At 73.3% G+C, this 24,715-nt stretch carries 24 protein-coding genes; 9 read left to right on the plus strand and 15 right to left on the minus strand.

All coding sequences use genetic code 11. From position 1 onward, the window contains the following. The 5 genes from AC060L_RS20705 to AC060L_RS20725 form a co-directional block, all read right to left on the minus strand. Positions 1-671 (minus strand): urease accessory protein UreF (locus AC060L_RS20705; protein WP_483800311.1); only part of this gene is annotated, 671 nt, incomplete at its 3' end. After that, on the minus strand, positions 668-2,392 hold the full coding sequence (gene ureC, locus AC060L_RS20710) for an urease subunit alpha (RefSeq protein WP_483800312.1): 1,725 nt from the start codon (positions 2,390-2,392) through the stop codon (positions 668-670). The genes ureC and AC060L_RS20705, both read right to left, overlap by 4 nt. Beyond that, the gene (locus AC060L_RS20715; RefSeq protein ID WP_483800313.1) at positions 2,392-2,799 is read right to left on the minus strand and encodes an urease subunit beta; all 408 of its coding nucleotides are present in this window, start codon (positions 2,797-2,799) and stop codon (positions 2,392-2,394) included. The genes ureC and AC060L_RS20715 overlap by 1 nt, the downstream gene beginning before the upstream one ends. A 45-nt stretch (positions 2,800-2,844) precedes the next feature. Then, the gene (locus tag AC060L_RS20720) at positions 2,845-3,678 is read right to left on the minus strand and encodes a sirohydrochlorin chelatase (protein WP_483800314.1); all 834 of its coding nucleotides are present in this window, start codon (positions 3,676-3,678) and stop codon (positions 2,845-2,847) included. A gap of 3 nt (positions 3,679-3,681) precedes the next feature. Next, a complete protein-coding gene (locus tag AC060L_RS20725) occupies positions 3,682-3,987 on the minus strand; it encodes an urease subunit gamma (protein ID WP_483800315.1) in 306 nt (101 codons plus the stop codon). 182 nt (positions 3,988-4,169) lie between these two features. On the opposite strand from AC060L_RS20725, the gene AC060L_RS20730 reads away from it, so the two are divergent. The 5 genes from AC060L_RS20730 to AC060L_RS20750 all read left to right on the plus strand — a co-directional run bounded on the left by AC060L_RS20730 (position 4,170) and on the right by AC060L_RS20750 (position 10,536). Next, positions 4,170-6,338 carry an FUSC family protein gene (locus AC060L_RS20730; protein ID WP_483800316.1) on the plus strand — a complete coding sequence of 723 codons (2,169 nt, stop codon included), beginning with the start codon at positions 4,170-4,172 and terminating at the stop codon, positions 6,336-6,338. 267 nt (positions 6,339-6,605) lie between these two features. Next, positions 6,606-6,854 carry a hypothetical protein gene (locus AC060L_RS20735; RefSeq protein WP_483800317.1) on the plus strand — a complete coding sequence of 83 codons (249 nt, stop codon included), beginning with the start codon at positions 6,606-6,608 and terminating at the stop codon, positions 6,852-6,854. Position 6,855: 1 nt separating this feature from the next. Next, on the plus strand, positions 6,856-7,206 hold the full coding sequence (locus tag AC060L_RS20740) for an SAV_915 family protein (RefSeq protein WP_483800318.1): 351 nt from the start codon (positions 6,856-6,858) through the stop codon (positions 7,204-7,206). A gap of 2 nt (positions 7,207-7,208) precedes the next feature. After that, the gene (gene lysA, locus AC060L_RS20745) at positions 7,209-8,585 is read left to right on the plus strand and encodes a diaminopimelate decarboxylase (protein ID WP_483800414.1); all 1,377 of its coding nucleotides are present in this window, start codon (positions 7,209-7,211) and stop codon (positions 8,583-8,585) included. A 151-nt stretch (positions 8,586-8,736) separates the two neighbouring features. Next, complete coding sequence (locus AC060L_RS20750) at positions 8,737-10,536, plus strand: multicopper oxidase family protein (protein ID WP_483800319.1); 1,800 nt, start codon at positions 8,737-8,739, stop codon at positions 10,534-10,536. Between the two features lie 60 nt (positions 10,537-10,596). Here the strand turns inward: AC060L_RS20750 and AC060L_RS20755 are convergent, their stop codons facing one another. The 10 genes from AC060L_RS20755 to AC060L_RS20800 all read right to left on the minus strand — a co-directional run bounded on the left by AC060L_RS20755 (position 10,597) and on the right by AC060L_RS20800 (position 20,878). Beyond that, a complete protein-coding gene (locus AC060L_RS20755) occupies positions 10,597-10,866 on the minus strand; it encodes a hypothetical protein (RefSeq protein WP_483800320.1) in 270 nt (89 codons plus the stop codon). Positions 10,867-11,038: 172 nt separating this feature from the next. Next, a complete protein-coding gene (locus AC060L_RS20760) occupies positions 11,039-13,123 on the minus strand; it encodes a sensor histidine kinase (RefSeq protein WP_483800321.1) in 2,085 nt (694 codons plus the stop codon). A 129-nt stretch (positions 13,124-13,252) separates the two neighbouring features. Further along, complete coding sequence (locus AC060L_RS20765) at positions 13,253-13,900, minus strand: response regulator (RefSeq protein WP_483800415.1); 648 nt, start codon at positions 13,898-13,900, stop codon at positions 13,253-13,255. Positions 13,901-14,041: 141 nt separating this feature from the next. After that, positions 14,042-15,193, minus strand: a complete 1,152-nt coding sequence (locus tag AC060L_RS20770; RefSeq protein ID WP_483800322.1) for an NAD(P)-dependent alcohol dehydrogenase — start codon at positions 15,191-15,193, stop codon at positions 14,042-14,044. Between the two features lie 18 nt (positions 15,194-15,211). Then, entirely contained in the window at positions 15,212-16,756 is a 1,545-nt protein-coding gene (locus AC060L_RS20775) for a GMC family oxidoreductase (RefSeq protein WP_483800323.1), read from the minus strand. Beyond that, positions 16,753-17,298, minus strand: coding sequence for a VOC family protein (locus AC060L_RS20780; protein ID WP_483800324.1), 546 nt, complete (start codon positions 17,296-17,298; stop codon positions 16,753-16,755). Before AC060L_RS20780 ends, AC060L_RS20775 begins: the two co-directional genes overlap by 4 nt. Further along, positions 17,295-17,711 carry a hypothetical protein gene (locus tag AC060L_RS20785; protein ID WP_483800325.1) on the minus strand — a complete coding sequence of 139 codons (417 nt, stop codon included), beginning with the start codon at positions 17,709-17,711 and terminating at the stop codon, positions 17,295-17,297. The genes AC060L_RS20780 and AC060L_RS20785 overlap by 4 nt, the downstream gene beginning before the upstream one ends. After that, positions 17,708-18,457 (minus strand): cupin domain-containing protein, encoded by a 750-nt coding sequence (locus AC060L_RS20790; protein ID WP_483800326.1) that lies wholly within the window; start codon positions 18,455-18,457, stop codon positions 17,708-17,710. The genes AC060L_RS20785 and AC060L_RS20790 overlap by 4 nt, the downstream gene beginning before the upstream one ends. A gap of 22 nt (positions 18,458-18,479) precedes the next feature. After that, positions 18,480-19,712, minus strand: a complete 1,233-nt coding sequence (locus AC060L_RS20795; protein ID WP_483800327.1) for a sedoheptulose 7-phosphate cyclase — start codon at positions 19,710-19,712, stop codon at positions 18,480-18,482. A 122-nt stretch (positions 19,713-19,834) separates the two neighbouring features. Then, a complete protein-coding gene (locus AC060L_RS20800) occupies positions 19,835-20,878 on the minus strand; it encodes a hypothetical protein (RefSeq protein ID WP_483800328.1) in 1,044 nt (347 codons plus the stop codon). Positions 20,879-21,134: 256 nt separating this feature from the next. Here AC060L_RS20800 and AC060L_RS20805 point away from each other — a divergent pair, with 256 nt between their 5' ends. From AC060L_RS20805 to AC060L_RS20820, 4 genes are all read left to right on the plus strand, one after another. Beyond that, on the plus strand, positions 21,135-21,530 hold the full coding sequence (locus AC060L_RS20805) for a DUF485 domain-containing protein (protein WP_483800329.1): 396 nt from the start codon (positions 21,135-21,137) through the stop codon (positions 21,528-21,530). Next, entirely contained in the window at positions 21,527-23,257 is a 1,731-nt protein-coding gene (locus AC060L_RS20810) for a solute symporter family protein (protein WP_483800330.1), read from the plus strand. The genes AC060L_RS20805 and AC060L_RS20810 overlap by 4 nt, the downstream gene beginning before the upstream one ends. Positions 23,258-23,260: 3 nt before the next feature. After that, positions 23,261-23,848, plus strand: a complete 588-nt coding sequence (locus AC060L_RS20815; RefSeq protein ID WP_483800331.1) for a cysteine dioxygenase family protein — start codon at positions 23,261-23,263, stop codon at positions 23,846-23,848. A gap of 352 nt (positions 23,849-24,200) precedes the next feature. Further along, positions 24,201-24,698: a ricin-type beta-trefoil lectin domain protein gene (locus AC060L_RS20820; protein ID WP_483800332.1), complete on the plus strand. Its 498-nt coding sequence runs from the start codon at positions 24,201-24,203 to the stop codon at positions 24,696-24,698. Positions 24,699-24,715 lie beyond the last annotated feature (17 nt).

Below are 24,715 nucleotides of genomic sequence, written 5' to 3' on the forward strand. Positions count from 1 at the left end.
TCGGCGCGCTCGTGGCGGCCCGACATGACGTCGGCGAGCGGTACGCAGCCGCCGAGGTCGGCCGCCTCCCGGTGCAGTGCGGCCTCGGTGACCTCCTTGATCACCGGGGCGATCGCCCGCAGCGTGATCTGGGCACGGCGGTGGTCGGTCAGCCGCAACCGCAGTGCGGCTCCGGTGAAACTGACGGCGAACGCGAACAGGTCGCCGGCCACCGCCTGTTCGGCGCCCACGCCGCCGGCCGCGTACGCTACGCCGGCCGCGACGGCCTGACAACAGGGCGTCCGCTTCGCTGCCACCAGCTCCGCGAAGCGGTCCAGGGCGGCGCCGCCCAGCGCGAGTTGCGCCGTGTCCAGCATCTGCCGTCCGGTCCGGGTGGCGGCCAGCCGCAGCTCGCGGTTGAGCTTGCTGGCGTGCAGCCGTTGGTCGATCTCGACGACGGTGTCCCAGTCCCCTTTGGTGGCGGCCCGGTTGGCGATGGCGAGTGCGGTGGCGTCGGCCGGGCCGACCGAGTGGCGCAGGAGGTCGGTGAGTAGTGCGGGCATGCTGTGCTGGTCGACCTGCCCGGCCTGTCGGAAGCCCTCCAGGCTGTGGGAGAGGGTGTAGAGGCCGCTGGGGAACGCGGAGTCGGTGAGTTGGAGGCTGACCAGCAGTGCGTCGAGGGTGGCGGTCATGCGAGGTAGAAGAGGTGGTTGAGCGGCAGGGTTTCGGCCGGCGCGATGGTGGCCGGTTCGCCGTCCAGCGTCACCTGGTACGTCTCCGGGTCGACCTCGATCCGGGGCAGCGCGTCGTTGCGCACCATGTGCTGCTTGCCCACCGTCCGGCAGTGCCGAACCGGCAGCACCCGGCTCTCCAGGCCGAGTTCGGTCGGCACCCCGCGGTCGATGGCGGCCTGGGACATGAAGGAGACGCGGGTGGCCTGTCGGGCGCGGCCGTAGGCGCCGTACATCGGGCGGTAGTAGATCGGCTGGGTGGTGGGCAGCGAGGCGTTGGGGTCGCCCATCAGCGCCCAGTTGACCATGCCGCCCTTGATGACCAACTTGGGTTTGGCGGCGAAGGAGTTGATCGGCCACAGCACGATGTCGGCGAGTTTGCCGGGCTCGAGTGAGCCGATGTAGTCGGCGGTACCGGCGGCGATCGCCGGGTTGATGGTCAGCTTGGCCAGGTAGCGCAACACCCGGAAGTTGTCGTGGCGTTCGCTGTCGCCGCCCAGCTTGCCGCGCTGGTCCTTGCAGTGGTGGGCGGTCTGGAACGCCCTCGCGAAGGACTCGCCGATGCGGCCCATGGCCTGGGAGTCGGAGGAGAAGATGCTGATCACGCCCTCGTCGTGCAGCACGGTCTCGGCGGCCACCGTCTCCGCGCGCACCCGCGAATCGGCGAAGGAGACGTCCTCGGGGATGTGGTGGCTCAGGTGGTGGCAGACCATCACCATGTCGAGGAGCTCGTCGATCGAGTTCACCGTGTACGGCAGCGTCGGATTGGTCGAGGAGGGCAGGACGTTGGGCTCGCCGGCGATCCGCATGATGTCGGGGGCGTGACCACCGCCGGCGCCCTCGGTGTGGAAGGTGTGGATGGTCCGGCCATCGATCGCCGACACCGTGTCCTCGTAGAAACCCGACTCGTTCAGGGTGTCGGTGTGGATGGCGACCTGCACGTCGTACTCGTCGGCGACCCGCAACGCGGTGTCGATCGCCGCCGGCGTGGTGCCCCAGTCCTCGTGCACCTTCAGACCGCACACACCCGCCTCGACCTGCTCACGCAGCGCCTCGGGCAGTGAGGCGTTGCCCTTGCCGAGCAGGCCCACGTTGACCGGCAGGTCCTCCACCGCCTGGTACATCCGCCCGATGTTCCACGGCCCTGGCGTGCAGGTCGTGCCGTTGGTGCCATCGGTGGGCCCGGTGCCACCACCGATCAGCGTCGTGATGCCGTTGGTCAGGCCCTCCTGGACCTGCTGCGGGGCGATGAAATGGATGTGCGTGTCGATACCACCGGCCGTCGCGATCAGATGCTCACCCGAGATCACCTCCGTGCCAGGGCCGATCACCAGCTTCGGATGCACACCACTCTGCAACCGCGGGTTCCCGGCCTTGCCGACCGCCGTGATGAAACCGTCCCTCACACCGATGTCACCCTTGACGACACCCAGCACCGCATCCAGCACCACCACATTGGTGATCACCAGATCCAGCGCACCCTGCCCACTGGTCGCGGCCGGGTCCTGGGCCATGCCGTCCCGGATGACCTTGCCGCCGCCGTAGACGGCCTCGTCGCCGTAGTGGCCCTGGTTGAAGTCGTGTTCGACCTCCACCACCAGGTTGGTGTCGGCGAGGTGGAAGCGGTCACCGACGGTCGGACCGAACAGGTCGGTGTACTGCCTGCGAGGGATCATCGCCATCAGAGCTCGCCCCCCGCACAGGTGTCGTCGTCGAGCCGGGCGCCGAGAAAGCCGCGCTCGACCGCGCGCCGCAGCGCCTTGGCGCGGGTGTCGGTGGAGCCGAGGCCGCCGTCGACCAGCGCGCTGAAGCCGACCAGCCGCCGGTTGCCGGCGTAGGCGGCCAGCTCGACCTCGCGGGTGTCGCCGGGCTCGAACCGGACCGCGGTGCCGGCCGGCAGGTCCAGGTGCATGCCGTAGGACCGGTTGCGGTCGAACGTCAGCGCGCGGTTGACCTCGAAGAAGTGGTAGTGCGACCCGACCTGGACGGCGCGGTCGCCGGTGTTGCTCACCGACAGTCTGACCTTGGCCCGGCCGGCGTTGATCTCCACCGGATCGTCTCCGTACAGGTAGGCGGGTCTGCCTGACATGGCGTCATCTCTCTTCGAGCCGCCGCGGGGGGTGCGGCGGCCGGGTCAGTGGTGCGGGTGCACGTGCTGCGGGTGGGTGTGGCCGGCGGTGTGGGGGTGGGGATGGGTGTGCGGACGGGGGTGGGCCGGCTGAGCCCCGTGCGAGTGCGGGAAGCCGTGGCCGTGTTCGGCGTCGAGTCCGGCCTCGATGCCGTTCTCGCCGTGGTTCAGCCGCTCCAGCGCGACGGTCACCCGGGCCTGGAGCACGCCGGTGATCGCGCGCCGGGTCAGCAGCGGGCCGCCGTCCTCGGCGCCCGCCACCGCCGCGGGCTGGCCGAAGGCGGCGGGCACCAGCACGATCTCGCGGGCACCGAGCCGGCGGCAGCGTTCGACGCCCTCGGCGACGTCCGGGTCGCCGCCCTCGAAGGCGACCTCCACCCAGCGGTGCGTGCGGTACTGGCGGACCAGCCGGGCGATCCGGAACAGCTCCGCGTCCTCGAACGGGCCGGCGGCGGGTGCGGTCACCAGGACGGCGGCCTGCTCGGGGTCGTCCCCGGCGGCGCGTCCGGCGGCGGCCCGCAGCCAGCCGATCAGGTGCCCGGCGCTGCCGAACGGCTCGGCGAGCGCGATCCGCCCGGCGCTGGCCGGGGTGGAGAGCCAGTTGAGCGTCCGCGCCGCGTCGGCGATCAGCCGGGGATCGCGCCCGAGCGTCATCGGCACCACGCAGACCGGGCGGTTCGCGAAGGCGAGCGCCTCGGTCACGGCGGTGGCGAGCTCGCGGCCGACGCCGACCGCCCGGAAGGCCGGACCGCCTTCGCTCAGCGAGCGCAGCCGGCTCGCGGCGCCGCTCTCGTGTCCGCCGACCAGGACCACGGTTGCGGCCGTACCGGGCGCAGGCATGGCTCAGGCACCGACCGGGTCATGGCAGGAGACGAGCTTGGTGCCGTCCACGAAGGCGGCCTCGATCTGCAGCAGCGAGAGCATCTCCCGCACGCCGGGCATGACCTCCTCGGAACTGACGGCCTTCTTGCCGATCTCCATGCACTCGGCGACGGTCCTGCCGTCCCGGGCCGACTCCAGGATCGCCTCGCTGATCAGCGCGACGGCCTCGCTGTAGTTCAGCTTCACGCCGCGATCGCGGCGCCGGCGCGCCAGGTCGGCCACCACGTAGACGTAGAGCTTGTCGATCTCCCGCGGAGCGAGATTCATGGGGCACTCCTTTTCGGGACAGCTATTCCGCTATGTGGAATTCAGTTTCCGACTGGGAGAAACGTAGAGCGCGCCAGGGGGTGCGTCAACACGTTGTTGAAAGCCTTGGCCAACTCTTGAAAGGCTTGGCGAACTCTTTAGCCGCAGGTGAGGCGGGTGATCGCGCGCATACACTGCTCGCCATGCCCTGGATCGACGCCCTCCGCGACACCGCCCGCAAGGGACTGCACCTGGACCGGACGCTGACCAACCCGAAGCGCGCGCTGCGCGGCGCGCTCGCGGTCGCCCTGGTGCTGTTCCCCACCCTCGCGCTGGGTGGTCCGCGCGAGGCCACCTCGGCGGCGATGGGCGCGTTCATCGCCGGCACCGCGACGTTCCAGCGCAGCTTCCGGCCGCGGCCCTCGCTCGCCGTGGCAGCAGGCATCGGACTGGGTGTCAGCACCTTCACCGGCTACCTCGCGGTCTCGGTGCCCGGCCTCTTCCCGGTGGTGCTCGCGGTCTGGGCGCTGCTGGCCGGGCTCGCCTGGGCGGCCGGGCCGACCGGCGGGGTGGTCGCGGCCACCACCGTCTCGGTGATGCTGGTGGTCGTCCAGTTGCCGGTCAGCGTGCCGACCGCGCTCGCCCACGCGCTGCTCTGCGCGGCCGGCGGCGCCGTCCAGGCCGCGCTGATCGCGCTCTGGCCGATCGACAGCTGGCGCGCGCAGCGTGACGCGCTCGCCGACGCCTACGCCGCACTGGCCGACTACGCGCGCGGGCTGCGCGAGGACCCGACCATGCCGGTCGATCCCGAACCACTGATGCTGGCCCGGCACGCCTCCGAACTGACCCCGTGGCAGGACCGCCACCGCCCGCCGGAGCTGCGCGGACTGCGCGGCCTCGCCGAGCAGATGCGCCCGGCGCTGACCGCGCTCGCGGACCCGCGCGGCGGCGCCCCCGAGACCGGCCCCGAGCGGGACCGCGCCTGTGAGCTGCTGGGCGCCGCGGCCGAGACGCTGGACGCGCTGGCGCAGGCGATCCGCGCCGGCGAGCCGCTGCACCTGCCCCGCTCGGCGCCGGCCCTCACGCTGGTGCCGCGCACCGACGAGCCGATGCTGCACGGCCCTGCCGGGGCCGCGGCCCGGCGGCTGACCACGCTGCTCGGCCGGGCCGTGGACACGCTGGACCGCTCGGCGCAGGACACCGTCGCCGCCCCGCTGGTGGGCGCCGGCGGCGCGCTGCTGCGGCCCTCGCTCTTCAGCATGCTGCCGCTGCTGCTGCGCGCCGTGCGGCGCCAGCTGAACCTGCGCTCCGCCGTGCTGCGGCACGCGGTGCGGCTGGCGCTGGTGGTGACGGTGGCTCACCTGCTCGCCGAGCTGGCCGGTCTGCACCGCGGCTACTGGGCGCCGCTGACCGCCGCGATGGTGATCCGGCCGGACTTCGCGCAGACCTTCAGCCGCGGCGTCGCCCGGCTGGCCGGCACCGTGGTCGGAGTCCTCGTCGCGACCGGTCTGGTCGAGCTGCTGCACCCGGGACCGTGGTGGTCGGCCGGGCTCGGGGTGGTCTGCATCGCCGGCGCCTACCTGACCAACCGGACGGGCTACGCGCTGATGACGGCGTGCGTCTCCGGCTACGTGGTGCTGCTGCTCGGCCTGCAGGGCGGTCACCCGTTCAGCACGGCCGTCGAGCGGGTGGGGCTGACGTTGCTCGGCGGCGCCGTCGCGCTGCTGACCTTCGCGCTCTTCCCGAGCTGGGCCTCGAACCGGCTGGACGACCTGCTGGCCGACTGGATCGCGCGCAGCGGGGTCTACTGCGCCTCGGTGCTGACGGTCTTCGGCGCCCCGGCCGCGCACCCGGGCACCGAGGTGCGCAGTGAGATGCACAGTCAGATGCGCAGCGCGCTGCTGGACGCCCGGGAGGCGCGCTCGGAGCTCTTGCAGGCGATCCAGCGGGCCGAGGTCGAGCCGGTGCGCGAGGCCGCGCCGTGCCTGGCCGCCAAGCAGTTGGACAAGGCGCGGGCGGCGGTCGGCCTGCTCGGCCGGGTGGGCCTGCTGATGGAGGCCCAGCTGCCCGGCCCGGACGCCGCGCCGGTGCCCGGGGCGGACGCCTTCGCTGCGGTGCTGGTGGACGCGACGGCGGTCGCGGCGGCCGCGGTGCGGGCCGGTCGGCCGGTCGACTTCGGCCGGCTGCGGGCGGCGCAGCAGGCGTGGGACGAGCAGCTGCGCGAGTCGGCGCGGGCGGGCGGCGCGGTCGCGGACCGGGCCGAGGCGCTGCGGGCCGCCGCGCGGCTGCTGGCGCAGGCGGTCGGGGACCTGGAGCGCGCGCTGCACCGGGGGAAGACGGCGCAGCGGGTCGCGAGCGCAGTGCTTGTCTGAGGTGCGGGGCGCTCGTCTGACGCGCGGGGCGCGCGGGCAGCAGCCGGGCGCGTGGGCGGCAATCGGGAGCCCGTTCGAGGTTTAGGTCGGGTGGCTGCCGGTTCGCGGCTGCGGTCGCGTCAAGATGCTGTCAAGCGCGGTGGCCTGCGCGTCATCCCCGCGTCAAGGCCGGGTGTGATCATCGCGCGGCGGGCTTCCACTGGAGCTGCGAGCGGCGAGCGGGACCTGCCGCTCGTCCGCCCCACGACCGGAAGGACGCGATCCGCCATGACGGACACCCAGCTCACCGCGCTCACCGCCCCTGCGAGCCCGACCACCGTGGTCGAGCCGTTCACCCCCGCGGCGCTGCCGCCGCGCCGCCCGCTGGCCGACGCGCTGCGCACCGGCGTGCTGCGCCGTACCGCGTCCGCCGAGCAGGCCCGCGCCGCCGGTGCGGACGCGGACGGCGAGGCCGGCGACGAGCCCGCCGCACCGGCCCCCATGCACTGCCGGATCGCGCTGCAGTACGTCGACTGAGATGACTACTCCAGTGCTCCACCACGTCCCGGTCCGGATCGTCGGGGCGACCCGGGTGCTCCGGCTCTTCCGGCAGCGTGACGGCAGCCGCTGCGCCGTCGCGTTCAGCTCGCCCGAGGCGCTGCACGAGCTGCTCGGCGCCGACCAGCAGGCGATCGAGCTGACCGAGCCGGCCCTGCGCGAGCTCGTCGAACCGCTCGGGGTGCACGAGCTGGTGCTCGACCCGAAGCTGGTCGCCCCGGCCCCGCCCGCGACCACGGCGGTGCCCGCTTCGCTGCCGGAGCGCCGGGCAGCGGTCGCGCTGCACGGCATCCCGTCCCGTCCACGATCGACCGGGAGTACCGCACCATGACCATGCTCGTCACCCGGGGCACGCAGTCCGTGCAGCTTGCGCAGCCCGTTCAATCCACGCAGCCCACGCAGCCCGTGCAGCCGCTCGGCGCCCCGTGGCCCGGGTCCGCGCTCGCCGGGCCGGACGGCGAGGTGACGGTCGGCGGGGTCGGCCTGGCGGAGGCCGCCGACCGCTTCGGCACCCCGCTCTACGTGCTCGACGAGGCCGAGGTCCGGGCCCGCGCCCGGGCGTACCGCAGCGCGCTGCCGCAGGCCGAGGTGCTGTACGCGGCCAAGGCGTTCCTGTGCAGCGCGGTGGCCGACTGGATCGCCCAGGAGGGTCTGGGCCTGGACGTCTGCTCGGCGGGCGAGCTGCGGCTCGCCACCGCGGCCGGGTTCCCCGCGCAGCGGATCCTGCTGCACGGTAACGCCAAGAGCCCGGAGGAGCTGCGGCTGGCCCGGCGGCTGCGGGTCGGCCGGATCGTGATCGACGGTTTCGCCGAGATCCCGCGGCTGGCGGCGCTGGCGACCGCGGACACCCCGCAGCAGGTGCTGGTCCGGGTGGTGCCCGGCATCGCGGCCGGGCACCACGCGGCGGTCCGCACGGCGGTCAGCGGGCAGAAGTTCGGCCTCGGCATCGACACCGGCGAGGCGGCCGAGGCGATCGCCCGGGTGCTCGCGCAGCCCGAGCTGCGGCTGGCCGGCCTGCACTGCCACCTCGGCTCGCAGATCACCGAGGTCGAGCCGTTCCTGCTGGCGGTGGACCGGCTGGTCGAGCTGCTCGCCGCGATCCGCGACCGGCACGGGGTCGAGCCGCCGGAGCTGGACCTGGGCGGCGGGCACGGCGTGCGCTACCTGCCCGGTGACCCGGAGTTCGACCTGGCCGACTTCTCGCGCCGGGTGACCACCCGCTTGGCCGAACGCTGCGCGGCGCACGGGCTCGCGGTGCCGCGCCTGCTGGTCGAGCCGGGCCGGGCGGTCAGCGCGCCGGCCCAGGTCGCGCTGTACCGGGTGCTGTCGGTAAAGCGCACGGCGGGCGGCCGGATCTTCGCCGCCGTGGACGGCGGGATGAGCGACAACCCGCGCCCGGCGCTGTACGGCTCGGCGTACCAGGTGCGGCTCGTCGGCCGGACCAGCGCCGCGGCGCCGGTCGCGGTGGACGTGGTCGGCAGGCACTGCGAGGCGGGTGACGTGCTGGCCCGCGGCGTCGAGCTGCCGGGCGACCTGCGGGCGGGTGACCTGCTGGCCGTCCCGGCGGCGGGTGCGTACCAGCTCTCGATGGCCTCCGGCTACAACCTGGTCGGCCGCCCGGCGGTCGTCGCGGTCGCGGACGGCCGGGCCCGGCTGCTGATCCGGCGTGAGACGGTCGAGGACTTCCAGGCCCGCGAGGTCGGCCGGTAGGGCCGCTGCGGTCGAGGGATCCGGGGGGGCGTGCGACGGTGGTGGACCGGCGCTCGGCGGGGGCGCACAACCGGCCGGGACCAGGGCCCCATGCGAACGGGACAACGGCCGCAGCACCGTTGACCTCACCCCGCTCACAGGAGGCCATGCGATGACTACCCCCACCCCGGCCCGGCTCACCAAGTTCCTCGACCGGCTGCGGATCCCCCGGGTGGTGAGCCCTCACCCGGGGGACCGGGAAGGGCAGCTGACGGTCGAGCTGAGCTCCGCCGCCCGGCGGCTGCACGCCCAACTACCGCCCACCCCGCTCTGGACGTACCAGGGCGAGTTCCCCGGCCCGACCATCGAGGTGCGGCGCGGCCGGCGGCTGCGGATCACCTGGGTCAACCGGATCGACACCCCGTTCCCGGTGCTGGACGGCAACGTGCCGGTCGGCTCGCCGCCCGCCGAGAACGAGCCCGGGATCGACCCGGCGCTCGTCAACAAGGCGGTCGCCGACCTGCCCGCCTGGACCGTCACCCATCTGCACGGCGCGCGGACCGGCGGCGGCAACGACGGCTGGACCGAGAACGCCGTGCTGCCCGGCGCGTCCCAGCTCTCCGAGTACCCGAACGACCAGGCGGCCACCGCGCTCTGGTACCACGACCACGCGATGGGCATCACCCGTCTCAACGTGCAGGCCGGTCTCGCCGGGATGTACCTGGTGCGGGACGAGGAGGAGGACCGGCTCGGCCTGCCGGCCGGCCCCTACGAGGTCCCGCTGCTGATCTGCGACCGCAACCTGGCGCTCGGCCCGGACGGCGAGTTCACCGGCGAGCTGCTGCACAAGACCGCCGGGGCGCTGCCGTTCTTCGGCCCGTACACGCTGGTCAACGGCGTGATCTGGCCGTACCAGGAGGTGCGGCCGCGCTGGTACCGCTACCGGGTGCTGAACGCCTCCAACGGGCGCACCTACCGGCTGCACCTGGTGGACGAGCTCGGCGAGCGGGTGCCGGACGCGGTCTGGCAGATCGGCACCGACGCCGGACTGCTCGGCGCGCCGCTCCCGCTGCCGGACGGCGGCCTCGCGCTGCTACCCGCCGAACGGGCCGACCTGCTGATCGACTTCGGGGCACTGGCCGGCCGCACGCTGCGCCTGGTGGACTCGGCGCCGGAGCCGTACGCGGCCGTGCCGCTCGCCGCCGGCGCGCCGGTCGCGGCGGCCGATCCGGAGCACCGGCTGCCCGAACCGGACGTGCTGCAGTTCCGGGTGCTGGACGAGCCGGCCGACGACGGCTTCACGCTGCCGTCCCGGCTCGCGCCATCGTACGTCCGGCTGGCGCACGACAGCCTGCCCGCGCACACGCACCGGATGCTGGTGCTGGCGCCGAACAGGCAGAACAGCTTCCGGCTCTGGGAGATGGCGGAGGTCCCGGACGCCCCGCCGGTGACCGCGGCGGCCGACGGCATCGTGCAGCTGCGCGGTGCGGACGGGCGGCTGCGGACTTACCGGCGGCTCGCCCAGGAGTTCGACGAGACGCTCAACTGGCACGTCCGCCAGGACGGCTGGGAGCAGTGGACGATCCTCAACCTGACCGTCGCGCTGCACCCGGTGCACCTGCACCTGATCCGGTTCCAGGCGCTGAGCCGGGAGGCGTGGGACGTCGGCGGGTTCCAGCAGCCGGTCGGCGGCACCGGTCCCGGCACGCCGGTGACGTACCGCTCGGACCTGCCGGTCGCGCGGAGCGACCAGGGCTGGAAGGACGTCATCCAGCTGCCGCCCGGTCAACTGGTCAGGATCGCCGGACAGTTCACCGGTGCGACCGGCCGGTTCATGTACCACTGCCACCTGCTGGAGCACGAGGACGACGGCATGATGCGCCCGTTCACCGTCTCGCCGGGCGCGGTGCTCGACCTGCCGGGCGGGATGCCGATGTCGATGCCGATGCCGGACACGCACGCCGGGATGTGAGGCGCTCGGTGGGATCCGGTCAGGGTGGGATCTCGTCGGGTGGGATCCGGTCGGGCGGGCTCAGGCCTTCTGCGGGGATTCGATGCTGCAACTGCGCATCGGCCATGCGCACTGCACGTCGCCCGCGCCGGGAGCCGGGCGGACGCCGACGTCCGGGGTCTGGGCCAGGTTCTCGGAGACGGGCTCGACGCCGAGGGCCTCAGCGGGGCTGTGCATCCGGCACTGGCCCTTCGGCCAGCTGCAGGGCGGCGAGGTCGAGCTCGGAGACTGCGCTGCCTGCGCCGCCGCGGCCTGGGGCTCGGTGGACGAGCTGCTGGTCTGGGCTGTCATCGGTGTCCTCCTTCGTTCTGGACCGCGGTCCAGGTGAGCGGACCGTGGGCCGATGGTTCGACTATCGCGGCTCACCGGTCCCGGTCGCATGAGCTGGTGGTCCCGGATTCGCCCGGGACCACCGTGGTCGGGCGGTCGTCACGCAGTGGGTCAGGTGGTGCTCAGGTGCTGCTCAGGCGGTGGTGCTCCTGGGCAGCACGGCGCGCACCACCGCGCCGTGCGCGTCGTTGCCGACCGTGAAACTCCCGCCGAGCTCCTCGGCGCGTTCGGCCATTGAGCGCAGTCCCACCCCCGCCGAGCCGACGTGCGCGGGGAACCCGCCGCCGTCGTCGCTGGCCTCCACCCAGACCTGGTCGGCCGCCACCCGCAGCGCCAGCCGCGCCCGGGCCGCACCGGAGTGCCGCAGTACGTTGTTCAGCGCCTCGCCGCTGATCCGGTACAGCGCGACCTCCACGGCGGCCGGCAGCGGCGGCAGCGGGTCGGGGTCGAGCTCGACGGTGACCTGCAACCGGTGCCCGTCCAGCCGCCCGGCCAGTTCGCGCAGCGCGCCGGTCAGGCCGACCCGGCCGAGCTCGGCGGGCGCCAGGCCGTCGGTGATCCGGCGCAGCTCGTCGATCGCGCTGCCGATGCCGGCCGAGGCGCTGCACAGCGAGGCGGCGGCGGAGGAGTCGGCCGGCAGCCCGCTGCGCGCGGCGTCGATCTGCAGCCGCAGACCGGAGAGCGCCGGGCCCAGGCCGTCGTGCAGGTCGTGCCGCAGCCGCTTGCGCTCCTCCTCGCGGGCCAGCACGATCTGCTTCCGGCTCGCCTGGAGCTCCTCGTAGAGCCGCAGCGAGGCGATCGCGGGCGCCGACTGGTCGGCCAGGAACCGCAGCACGTCGCGGTCCTGGCGGTCCAGCACGACCTCGCCGGAGCGCGGCGGGGCGTGCAGCTCGCCGACGGCCTTGCCCTCGAAGCTGATCGGGAAGACCTCGGCGAGCGGGCCGGGCTCGCCGAGCACGGCGAGCTCGCGCGGCCCGCGCTGCATGGTCGCCACCACCCGGGCGCCGGGCAGTCCCAGGCCCCGGACGACCGTGCGGCAGAGCAGCGGCGGCGCCTCGGCCGGGCCGACGGCCTGGCTGAGGCGCTCGGCGAGGTCGCGCGCCACCTGGTACGGGCGGGCCCGGTCGCCGTAGTAGAAGCGCTCCACCGCCCGGCTGACGCCGAGCGAGGTCGGGCGCAGCAGCGCGCCGACGAAGAGCGCGCAGCCGGCCATCAGCTGCGCGTCCACCGTGTTGGCGCGCAGCAGCAGTTTGGGCAGCGTGAAGGCGAGCGCGAAGTAGCCGAAGATCAGCAGCCCGGTCAGGGTGAAGCTGGTCAGCACCCGCCGGCTGGCCCGGTCGAGCTGCCAGGAGCGGTCCCGGGTGAAGGCGGCGACGATCGCGAACGGCCACATCGCCGCGATCAGCGCGTTGAAGACGAAGAACCCGGTCGTGGCGTACCAGTTCAGGTGGTAGCCGATCAGGCTGAGGCTCATCCAGACCAGGTACGGCAGCAGCACCGCCCACTGCGCCACGCGGGGGTCGGCCGAGCGGCGCCAGCGGACGGCCGCGATCAGCAGGTTGACCAGCACGATCGCCGGCGCGATCCAGCCGATCCGCGGGTAGAGCGCGGCGTCGATCCGCGCGTAGACGTGCGTCCACCAGCCGTGCTGGAGCGGGTTCGGCATGCCGTCCCAGCTGAGCTGCTCGGCGGTGTCGTGGTACGCCTGGGTCGCGCTCCAGGCGAGCAGGACCGCGGAGTACGCGCGCCCCCAGAAACCGGGCAGCCGGCCGTCGGGGAACCAGAGCGGGATCGTGTACATCGTGAAGAGGAAGAGCGTACTGGCGGCCAGCAGCACGGTCGCGCCGAGCGCGGCACCGACCGGGCCGGTGTCGGCGATCGCGAGCACGAAGAGCAGGAACCTGGCCAGGCAGTCCAGGAAGCCGGTGGCCAGCAGCAGCCGGCCCAGCGTCTGGCCGGAGCGGCGGGCCAGGATGAACAGCCCGGACAGGGCCAGGCCGAAGTCCATCAGGACGTCCGCCCAGTCGAACGGGATGTCGCGGTTGTGCAGCGGGTCGTCCAGATGGGTGAGCGCCAGCACCACCCAGCCGAGCCCGCAGAGCAGCGTGAGTCCGCAGACGCCGTAGGCACCGGCGGGCGCGGTCGTGCGGGGCGGACAGCCGGCGGGATCGGTGCTCGCGCCGGGGCCCTCGGTCACCGTGCTGGTCGCGATGCGCATCCTGCCTCCTCGGGTCCCCCAGCTTGGGAGTGCAGCTTGGGAGTGCGCCCAATCCTCGGTCGCCGCCGGTCCCGGTCGCATGAGGCCGGGGTCCCGAACCCGGCCCGGCTGCGCTGGCTGCCGGAGTCGTCAGCTGCTGGAGTCGCCCAGGCCCATGTCCCGGGCGCGGGCGACCGCCTCGGCCCGGGTGGCGACGTTGAGCTTCTCGAAGATGTGCGTCACGTGGTTGCGAACGGTCTTCTCGGCGACCACCAGTTGGCGGGCGATCCGGTGGTTGTCCAGGCCGCGGGCGACCAGGTCGAGCACCTCGGCCTCACGGCTGGTCAGGGTCGGGAAGAGCTGGCCGGCCTCGCGCAGCCGGCTGCCCGCGAGCAGCGCGGTGATCCGGGTGGCGACATCGGCGCCGAAGACCGCGCCGCCGGCGGCGACCGTGCGCACCGCGTGCAGCACCTCCTCGCGCCCCGCGCCCTTGACCAGGTAGCCGCGGGCGCCGGCCTGGAGCGCGGCGAGCAGGCTGCCGTCGTCATCGGCCATGGTCAGCATCAGCACCGGCAGGTCGGGCCACTTCTCGGCGAGGCGGCGGGTGGCGTCCAGCCCGGAGCCGTCCGGCAGCGAGAGGTCCATGATCACCAGATCCGGGCCGTGCTGCTCGACGGCCGCGGGCACCTGGCCGGCGGTCTCCGCCTCGGCGACCACGGCCACGCCGCGATCGCTCTCCAGCGCGGCCCGCAGGCCCGCGCGGAAGAGCGGGTGATCGTCCACGAGCAGGACCCGCACGACGCTGTCCGCCACCTTCGGCCGCTGCTCATCCGGCTGCTGCACATCCACCGGCTGCTGCTCATCCACGTTGCGGACACTATCAGTAGCGAAAGAGTGACTAAACGTTTGTCCGGACCGGCCGGTGCCGGTGTCCCGCGATCAGGTCATCAGCAGGACCGGCTTGACGACCAGCCCGGAGCGGGCGTCCCCGGCCGCCTGTTCGATCTGCTCGAAGGGGTAGCAGCGGACCAGTTCGCCGATCGGCAGCCGGCCGGTCCGGATCAGCTCGACCAGCGCCGGCAGGAACTGCTGCGGCCGGGCGGCGCCCTGGTTGATCCCGACGATGCGCGGGCCACGGTCGAGCAACTGCGGCACGTCCAGGCCGATTTCGGTGCCCTTGGGTGGCGCGCCGACCACGCCGAGCATGCCGCCGACGGCGAGCGCGGCGACCGCCTGGCGCAGCGCGCGCACGTCGCCGCTGGTCTCCAGCACCCGGTCCACGCCCTGGCCCCCGGTCAGCTCGGCGAGCGCGGCGGCGGCGTCCGGCTCGCGGGCGTCGATCACGTCGGTGGCGCCGAGCCGGCGGGCCAGCTCCAGCCGGGCCGGGTGCAGGTCGATCGCGATGATCCGGGTCGCCGCGGTGAGCCGGGCGGCCAGCACCGCGCAGAGGCCGACCGCGCCCGCGCCGAAGACCGCGAGGCTCTGGCCCGGCTCGGGGCGCAGCACGTTCAGCACCGCGCCCGCACCCGTCTGCACGCCGCAGCCGAGCGGTGCGAGCAACTCGGCGGGCAGGTCGGCGCGGACCGGCACCACGCTGCGCTCGGAGGCGAGGGCGAGGGTGGCGAACGAGGACTGGCCGAAGAACTTGCCGTGCAGCGGCTGCCCGGCGGCGTCCCAGAGCACCGCGGAGCCGTCCAGCCGGCTGCCGCCGAAAAGGTTGAGCGCGGGCCAGTGCGCGCACTGCACCGGGCGGGCGTCGTGGCAGGCCGGGCAGTTGCCGCAGGAGTCGAAGCTGAGCAGCACCCGCTCGCCCGGGGCGGTCGTGGTGACCGCGCTGCCGACGGCGGCCACGGTGCCGACGGCCTCGTGGCCGAGCACGCCGGGCAGCGGGAACGGGGTGTGGCCGGCCCGCACGCTCAGGTCGGTGTGGCAGATGCCGACGGCGGTGACCTCGACCAGGACTTCGTGCGGGCGGGGTGCGGCGATCCGGACCGGCTCGATGGTGAACGGCCGGCCGGCGGCGCGGGCGACGGCGGCGACGGCGGTGGCGGACGTGGCGGTGGTGAATGGTGCGGAGGTGGCGGCGGGCATGGGGTGCTCCTCGGTGCGTCAGTCGAGCAGGCCGCCGCGGTGGACGGTGCGCAGTGCCTGGGCGGCGATGGTCAGCGTCGGGTTCACGGCGGCGGAGGACGGGAAGAACCCGGCGTCCACCACGTAGAGGTTGCGCAGCTGGTGGCTGCGGCAGAACGGGTCGAGCACCGAGCGCGCCTCGTCGGTCCCGGCCACCGTGGTGCCGCACTGGTGGCCGGTCGCGTCGATGCCCATCCGGTGCGCCAGCACCAGCGGGTAGCCGGCCCGGTGCAGCATCCGCCGGGCCGCGCGCAGCAGCCCGCGGTGGGCGCGGGAGTTGGTGGCGACCCGGTGCAGCGTGATCTGCCCGTCCGGCGCGAGGGTGACCCGGTTGCGCGGGTCGGGCAGGTCCTCGGACATCACCCACCAGTCCAGACTGTGCGCCGAGAGCTCGGCCCGCAGCCGGTACGGGTAGTGGGCCGGCAGCATCTCGGCGCGGACCTTGCCCATCAGCTGCAGGTTGCCGAGCGGCCAGGGGGTGTGCGGTCCGGCCTGGTAGAAGTCGTTCACGCAGAGCGTCTTCTGGAACATGACCGGGTTGCGGCGGCGCGGATCGACGGCCAGCAGCACGCTGTTGTTGTGCAGCATCAGGTTGCGGCCGACCAGCCCGGAGCCGTTCGCGAGCCCGTCCGGGTACCGGGAGTCGGCCGAACGCAGCAGCAGTGCGGCCGAGTTGATCGCCCCGGCGCTCACCACCACGCGCCCGGCCCGGACCGTGACCGGCTGCCCGTCGCGCAGCGCGTGCACGGCGGTGACGCACCGGCCGGCCGGATCGCTCTCCAGCCGGGTCACGTAGGTGTGGGTGAGCAGCCGGACGTTGCCGCGGCGCAGGGCCGGGCGCAGCGCCCGGGTCTCCGCGTCGTTCTTCGCGCCGACCCGGCACGGGAACGCGTCGCAGGTGCCGCAGCGCCGGCAGGGCCGGTCAGGACCGAGGTCGATGCCGAGCTCCAGCGCGGCGGGGTGCAGGCCCTGAGCGCGCAACCGCCGCTCCAGGTCCGCGACATAGGGCTCGTGCGGCACCGGCGGGTGTGGGAACGCGGTGGCCCGGGGCGGCGCGGTCGGGTCGCCGGGCTGCCCGTGCACCCGGTACAGGCGCTCCGCCTCGGCGTAGTACGGCTCCAGCTCCCGGTAGTCGAACGGCCAGCCGGGGGAGGTGCCGTCGCGGTGCTCGACCGTGCCGAAGTCCGCCTCGCGCAGCCGGGGCAGGCTCGCGCCGTAGACCTTGGTGGTGCCGCCGACGTAGTAGTGGGCGGCTGAGGTGAAGCGCCGTCCGGCCGGCGTGCGCCAGGGCTCGGCGTTGTGGTAGCGCTGCTCGGTGAAGACCGCCTGCGGCGACCAGTTCTGTGGCTCGCGGGGCAGGAAGCCGCCGCGCTCCAGCACCAGCACCCGGGCGCCGCTGCCGGCCAGCGCCCAGGCGGTGGTGGCGCCGCCGGCGCCGGAGCCGATGATCACGATGTCCGCCTCGTAGTCGTCCTGCCGCGCGAGGACGACGGGGCTCGCGCCGGGGTCCCAGATCCCGGTCATCGGCCTGCTCCGGCCGTGTCCGCGGGGGCCGTGGAGTCTGCGGGGGTGAAGAGGCGTGCCGGGGTGTCGTCGTGGAACGGTTGCCTGGCCGGGCAGTTGACGAGTTCGAGCTGCATGCCCCAGGGCGTGGTCAGGTAGACCCAGCGGGTGCCCTTGATCGGCCCGGAGCCCACAGTGTCCACCTCGCCGAGCACCCGCACGCCCGGGTAGCCCGTCAGCCGGTCGAGCTCGGCGTCGATGTCGTCGGCCCAGAGCGCGAGGTGGTGGCCGCCCCAGTCGCTGTTCATCGGCAGCGCCCGGCGCTGGTCGGGGGTCTGGTACTCGAAGAGCTCCAGGTTGAGGGTCGGGCCCAGGCGCAGCATCGCGAGGTGCACCACGGCCCGGGGGTGGACGCCGAGCTGCCGGGACATCCAGTCGCCGGGGGCGCTCAGCGGGCCGGTGCTGTAGGCGAGTTCGGCGCCGAGCGCGTCGGTGAAGAAGGCGATCGCCTGCTCCAGATCGGGCACGGTGTAGGCGACGTGGTGGACGGTGTACGGCTTCATGATGACCTCTCGGGTCGGTGGGGAACGGGCAGATCCGGTCGGCGTGGCGGGAGTTGTGCGCTGACGGCGTGCGGTGTGACGGTGAGGCAGAGCAGCTCGGCGCCGAGCGGTCCGGCGTGCAGCCGCACCAGCTCGCCGCGCGGCGCGAGCAGCAGGTCGCCCTCGGTCAGCGCCTTTTCGTGCGGGGGGAGTTCGCCACCGACCAGCACGACGGGCCCGCGCAGCACGTACCAGGCCGCCTCGGTCGCCTCGCGGCCCGCCAGGTCGAAGCGGGCGCCCGGGCTGAGCCGGACGTGGTCGATCGCCTCGGTCTCGCTGTGCAGCATGCCGCGCCGGGCCAGGCAGCGGATCCGGATCCGCTCGGTGTGCGGGCCGACCAGGACGGCCGCCCCGGCGGTGCCGGTGACGATCACGGCTCCTCCTCCTGTGCGGGGTGCGCGGGGACGGCCAGCACGGCGTGCACGTACTCCAGTCCGTCGAGGCCGGCGGTCAGCGTGCACTCGGTGCCCAGCGGGAGGGTGAGCGCGGTGCCCGGGGCGAGCGGCACCCGCACCGCGTCGGTGCCGGCGCGGCCACCGCCCGCGGTGACGAAGACGGTGTGCTCGACGCCGTCGGCGGTCAGCCGCACGCGCTCGGCGGCGGGTTGGCGGACCAGCTCGATCCGGCGCAGCGGGCCGCTGAGCACCCCGCGCGGGTCGAGCGGGCCGACCCGGCGCAGGTTGGTGACCACGGTGCTGCGGGCCGGGGGGTGGGTGTCCGACGGGTGGGTGTCCGACGGGTGGGTGTCCGACGGGTTGGAGGACAGCGCGGTCATCTCGATCACCAGCCATTCCAGTGGTTCGGTACCGGTGTTGCGCAGGCCGTGCCGGGTGCCGAGGCCGGTCAGCACCGCGTCACCGGCCGTGACGCGGTACGGGCGACCGTTCAGGGTGACCTCGCCACGGCCGGAGAGGAGCAGGTAGACCTCCTCGGTCCGGGTGTGCAGGTGTTCGCCGCTGACCGCGCCCGGCGGCAGGCAGGCCCACTCGACCGCCTCCCAGCCGCCGTACAGTCCGCTGCGCCGAGCCAGGCAGGTCCAGTGCGTCAGCCCCTCGGTGCCGTGCACGCCGTACACGTCGGCCCGTTCCCGGGTGCTGGCGACGATCAGACCGCTGCGCATGATGACTGTTCCTTTCCGGTCTCTAGGCGGCGATCTGACGAGGCGTCAGTGCGCGCGCCGCGGCGCGCAGTTCGGCGGACGCCCGGTTCAGCTCGCGCGGTGTCAGGTCGTCGACGAAGATCCCGGCGCCGATGCCGACGGGCAGCGGCAGGCGCTGCCGGCCGTCCCGGTGGCGGATCGTGTCGGTGAGCGCGTCATTCAGCAGCTCGGGGTCCAGCAGCCGGTGCCAGAGCGGGAGTTGCAGACGGGACATCAGGGCGAGCACCCGCGCGCAGTCCACCGGGTTGAGCAGTCCGCGCCGGGTGGCGAGCACCGTGGTCAGCGCCATGTCTATGCAGACCGACTCGCCGTGCAGCAGTTCGGGCAGGGCCCGCATCTCCAGGGTCGGGCTGAACGAGTGCCCGTAGTCCATCGGGCGTTCCAGCGTCTTCTCCCACAGGTTGGGTTGCAGCTCGCTGAGCATGCCGTGCACGGCCCGGGTGAGCACCTCGGCAGAGGCAGGGTGCTGGAACCGGTCGGCACGCAGCTGTTCGCCGTGCCGGTCGAGCAGTTCGAAGAGCCCGCGGTCCTTGATCAGAGCGATCTTCAGGATCTCCGCCAGCCCGTTGCCGATGTGCCGCTCGTCCACGGTGGCGAGGAACGTCGGGTCGAGCAGCGTCTCGACCGCCGGGTGGTAGGTGCCCAGGCGGTTCTTGTGCCGGCCGAAGTTCACGCCGGTCTTCGCGCCGACACCGGCGTCCACCAGCCCGATCAGCGTGGTCGGCACCCGGACGAACGGCGTGCTGCGCCGGTAGAGGCTGCACGCCAGGCCGACCACGTCGGTCAGCACGCCGCCGCCGATCGCGATCACCGGCTCGCCGCGCCGGGCCAGCCCGAAGCGGTCCAGCTGTTCGGTGACCTGGAAGACCGAGTCCATGGTCTTCACCTGTTCGTGGGCGAGCAGCACGCAGAGCTGGTAGTCCAGCCGCTGCGCCTGGCAGTAGGCGTGGATCCGCTCGCCGTAGAGCTCGTGCACCTTCGACTCCACCACCAGCAGCCGGCGGCGCCGACCGGGCCGGGCGGGCACGCCCGCGGCGGCCATCGCCGGGTTGTCGGGGTTGAGCACCTCGGGGACGAAGCGCACGTGGTAGTTGACGGGCAGTGCGGTGCTGACCGTCCAGGAGGTGACCGGGGTGCCGGTGGTGAAGAGGCCGTGCCGGTCGGTGGTGGAGCCAGGGCCGGGGCCGGTCCGGTTGATCGTCTGCTGGGATGACACGTCGGGTCTCCGTTCGTTCGGTCGTTCGGTCGTTCTTTCGTTTGGTCGTTCTTTCGTCGTGGTCTCGTGCACCCCACGGTCCCCGTCCCGCCGTCCCGGTTGCGCGGGAGTCCGGTCCCGACTTATCCGCCGACCAGAGCCGGGGCGTTCGTCCGGGCCTGGTCACGGTGGGCCGGGCGGCCGGGCCGGGTGGTGTGCGGAGCGGATGCGATGGCCGGGACCGGGGTGAGGAGTGAGCCGCCGGGCGCGTGCGGGTGGCCGAGCGCCGCCAGCAGGACCAGTTCCGTCGTGGCTGCTGGGGCCGTCGGGCGGGTCGGCAGCCCGGCGCGGGCGAGCAGGTGCAGGTGGGCGGCCGCGTCGGCGGCGTCCAGCAGTCCGAGCCGCTCGGCCAGCCGGGCGGCGAGCAGCAGCCCTGCGGCGCTGCCGGGCCCGGTCGCGGTCGCGCGCCCGTCGGGCCCGAGCTCCCCGTAGCGGAGCACGGCGCCGGGCCCGCGTCCGAGCGGGTCGAAGGCCAGCACGCCGGCCTGGGCCTCCACGCACAGTGCGATGAAGGAGGCGAGCACGGCGGGGTCGTAGCGTCCGTCGGTGCGCAGCCGGTCGGCCACCGAGGCGTAGTGGTACGGGCAGATCGCGAGCACGTCGCGCAGCAGTGGGTACAGCCCGGCGTGCTGCGGGCCGGTGAGCAGATCGGGGCGGCACCAGACCAGCGCGGGTGCCGCGGCCGCCGGCGTGGGCAGGGGCGCGGCGGCCTCGCACATCGCCGCGAGCGTGGTCGGCACGAACAGCACCCGGGCGGGCCCGGCCGAGGCGAGCGCCGCGTCGGCGCTGCGCCGGTCGCCGACCACGACCACCACGGTGTCGGCAGCGGGCTCACCGCTGAGCCGGGGCCGGGTCAGCACCGCTGCGACCTGGTTCAGGGCTGCCGCCACCTCGGCCGCCCGCCCGGCCGGCGCACCCGCCGACAGCAGCAGGAACCGCGCCGCGCCCAGCCCCCGGGCGGCCTCGGCCAGCCCGGCCCGGGTGGCTCGTACCAGCACGCGGTACTGGTACGGGCCGAGCTGGACGGCCCGGTCGAACCGGTCGCCCCAGTCGAGTGGGCTGAGCGGGGCGAGCGGGTCGAGCGGCTCGAGAAGATCGAGCTCGGCGGAGGTGGTGGACCGGACCATCGGGAACCCTCCCGGGGCGGCGGTTGACTGCGTCGTCCCACCGTCGCCGGGACGCCGTCCCGGCCGCATGAGCCGTCCGACCCGACCCGGTCACGGGTGCCGAGGCCCGAGGCCGTCGCTGAGCACCCGCTGAGGCCCCGCTGAGCACCCGCTGAACACGTCCCGATCACCCGCTGAACGCTCGTTGATCGCTCGTTGATCATGGACTTCTACGGTCGGTCCATCGGCAAGATCCGCACTGCTCAGAAGGACTCACATGATCGACCCGGCCGTGTCGTCGCGCCGCGACACACCCTGGATCGGCGACGATCCGCGCTTCACCGAGTTGCGTGCCGCCTACCGCAGGTTCGTGATCCCGGTGACGGCGGCGTTCCTGCTCTGGTTCCTGGCCTACGTGCTCTGCTCGGCCTATGCCCGCGGCCCCATGGCGACCAAGGTCCTCGGGAACGTCAACATCGCCCTGGTCTTCGGACTGCTGCAGTTCGTGTCGACCTTCGGCATCGCCCTTGCCTACGGCCGGTTCGCCGCGCGGCGGCTCGACCCGCTGGCCGAGGCCCTGCGGAGCGCGGCGCTGTCCCACCGGATCGCCCCGGCCCCGACCCCGGCCGGCCACGGCGGCGGCGACCAGGAACTGACGGAGAACCAGGCATGACACAGCACCTCCCGCTCGCCGCGGCAGCGGCGAAGTCGGCATCCAACAAGGGCCTGACCATCGGCCTGTTCGTCGCCCTGGTGGCGGTGACCCTCGGCATCACCCTCTGGGCGCGGCGGAGCACCCGGGGCACCGGCGGGTTCTACACCGGCGGCGGCCAGTTCTCCGCGTTGCAGAACGGGATCGCGATCTCGGGCGACTACCTGTCGGCGGCCTCCTTCCTCGGCATCGCCGGGATCATCGCGCTCTCCGGGTACGACGGCTTCCTCTACTCGATCGGCTTCCTGGTCGCCTGGCTGCTCGCGCTCCTGCTGGTCGCCGAACTGCTGCGCAACACCGGGCGGTTCACCATGGCCGACGTGCTGGCCGCGCGCCTGCGCAGTGGGCCGATGCGGACCGCCGCGGGCGTGTCGACCATCGTGGTCTCGATCTTCTACCTGATCGCGCAGATGGTCGGCGCGGCGACGATCGTGGGGCAGTTGCTCGACGTCAAGGGTGCCTCCGCGCAGATCTGGACCATCGTCGGGGTCGGTGCCCTGATGATCGTCTACGTCGTGGTCGGCGGGATGAAGGGCACCACCTGGGTGCAGATCGTCAAGACGGTGATGCTGATCGCCGGCGCGGCCACGATGACCCTGTGGGTGCTGGCGAAGTACGGCTTCGACGTCAGCCACCTGCTCGGGGACGCCGCGACCGCGTCCAAGAAGGGCGACGCGTTCCTGCGGCCCGGCCTGAAGTACGGGGCGACCGACGGCTGGTCGAAGCTCGACCTGGTCAGCCTCGGCGTCGCCCTGGTGCTGGGCACCGCGGCGCTGCCGCACGTGCTGGTCCGCTTCTACACCGTCCCGACCGGCCGCGACGCACGCAAGTCGGTGAACTGGGCGATCGGCATCATCGGGGTCTTCTACCTGATGACCCTGGTGCTCGGCTTCGGCGCGGCCGCGCTGGTCGGCACGGCGACGATCAAGGAGAAGGATCCGTCCGGCAACACCGCCGCCACCCTGCTGGCCGAGCACCTCGGCGGCGGCGCGGGCACCACCGGCGGCTCCCTGATGCTCGCCTTCATCGCGGCGGTCGCGTTCGCCACCATTCTGGCGGTCGTCGCCGGGCTCACCCTGACGTCCTCCTCGTCGTTCGCCCATGACCTGTACGCCAGCGTCATCCGCAAGGGCAAGGCCACCGAGCGGCAGGAGCTGATCACGGCGAAGCTCGCCGCCGTGGTGATCGGCGCGGTCGCGGTCGCCCTGTCGATCTTCGCCAGGGACCTCAACGTGGCCTTCCTGGTGGCCCTGGCCTTCGCCATCGCGGCTTCGGCCAACCTGCCGGCGATCCTGCTGACCCTGTTCTGGCGGCGCTTCACCACCTTCGGCGCCAAGTGCGGCATCTACGCGGGCCTGGTCAGCGCGATCGGCCTGGTGCTGCTCTCCCCGATCTGCTGGGGCGGCGCGACCAGCACGGTGCCCGCCGTGAAGCTGACGGCCACGCAGGCGAAGGACTGCGGGGTGGCGGCGTCCAGCAAGCAGGTCGGCAACGCCACGGCGCTGATCTCCTGCACCACCAGCGCACCGATCCCGCTGCAGAACCCGGGCGTCGTCTCGATCCCGATCGGGTTCGCGGCCGCGGTCCTCGGCTCCCTGGTCGGCAGCCGCCGGCGTCGTGACGAGGAGTCGGACCTGCAGGGCTTCGAGGAGTTCGAGGTCCGCGCGCTCACCGGGGTGGGGCAGTAGACCGTGGAACCTGGCTCCAACCTCGACGAGTTCCTCTCCGACCTCGCGCGCTACGCCGCCGCGGAGGTGCTGACCGCCCAGCTCACCGCGGACACCCTGCGCAAGTACCTGAAGGCCGGGCTGATCGTTCCCGACGACCTGTGCGCCGGTGACGCCGACGGCTACTCGCAGCGTCTGCTGCACGCCGGACGGACGCACTCCGTGGTCGCCCTGACCTGGCTGCCCGGGCAGTCCACCCCGATCCACGACCATGTCGCCTGGTGCGTGTCGGGTGTGCTGGAGGGCATCGAGGTGGACGAGGCGTTCCGGCTGTGGCGGCTCCCGCGCTCCGGTCGCAGGGTGCTGGTGCCGGCCGGCCGGACCACCTGCTCGACCGGCCGGGTGCAGCTCCTGGTGCCGCCCGACGAGGACATCCACCGGGTGTCGAACGGCGGCACCGGTCGCGCGGTCTCGCTGCACGTCTACGGCGCCGACATCTCGCTGAACGGGGGCAGCTCGATCAACCGGGTCTTCGGGCAGAACATCGTGTCCCTCCCGCCGGACGGAGCCCGCCTGGTGAGCTGGCGGCACCCGGAGGCGCTGGCTCCGTGACCGACTCGCCGCACACCGACCGACGGGCCGTCCTCTCCGGGCGGCCCGTCGGCCGTTTGGTGGCCGTGCGGATGCAGCGACAGGTGCAGCAGCCCCCGCGGCCTTCGGTGCGGGGGCTGGCGTCGTGCCGGTGCCGGGTGGGCGGCTCGGCTGTGGGTGGGGAGCTCGCGGCGGGCGGTGGAGCGTTCCTGCTGCGGTAACTCCAGCGAATGGGTGATTCTTGATCTTCGTGGGGCCACGCCGACTGAAAAAGATCGTTTGCGACCTGACTTTCCGTAGTCTCTGCTCCGCGACACTCAGTCCTAGTCGCCAATCCGCCTACTCTCTCCGAGAGTTGAACAGGAGCGCAGCCATGAGCATCGGACGCAGGACAGTCACCCTCGCCGCCGCGGCCGTCGCGTTTGCCGGCATGACGCTGTCCGCCGCACCGGCGCACGCCGCTAGCGTGATCATCAAGTCGGTCCAGAACTACGCGGACGACACCAACCTCGACGCCTACTACGGAGGTCAGGTACTGACCCGGGACTCCAGCCTGAGCTACCAGCAGTGGGCCTTCAACCGGGTCGGCAGCACCCAGGAGGGTACCCCTATCGTCACGATCACCAGCATCACCTACCCGAGCCTCTGCATCCAGGACGCGGGCAGCGGAGCCCCCGTGACCCAGCAGCCCTGTGACAGCACCAAGCTCTCGCAGCGCTGGGTGGTCGACTTCGGCCAGGAGGAGACCACCATCGCCAGTTCGAAGAACAAGGACGAAGTCCTCCAGGGCAATGGCCTCGACCAGCCCGTGACGCTGGCGCCGGCCGTCCTCGGCGCGCCGAACCAGATCTGGACCCTGTACGACAAGTAATCAGCACCTGATGTCCC

Source organism: Kitasatospora sp. NEAU-69 (assembly GCF_057158765.1).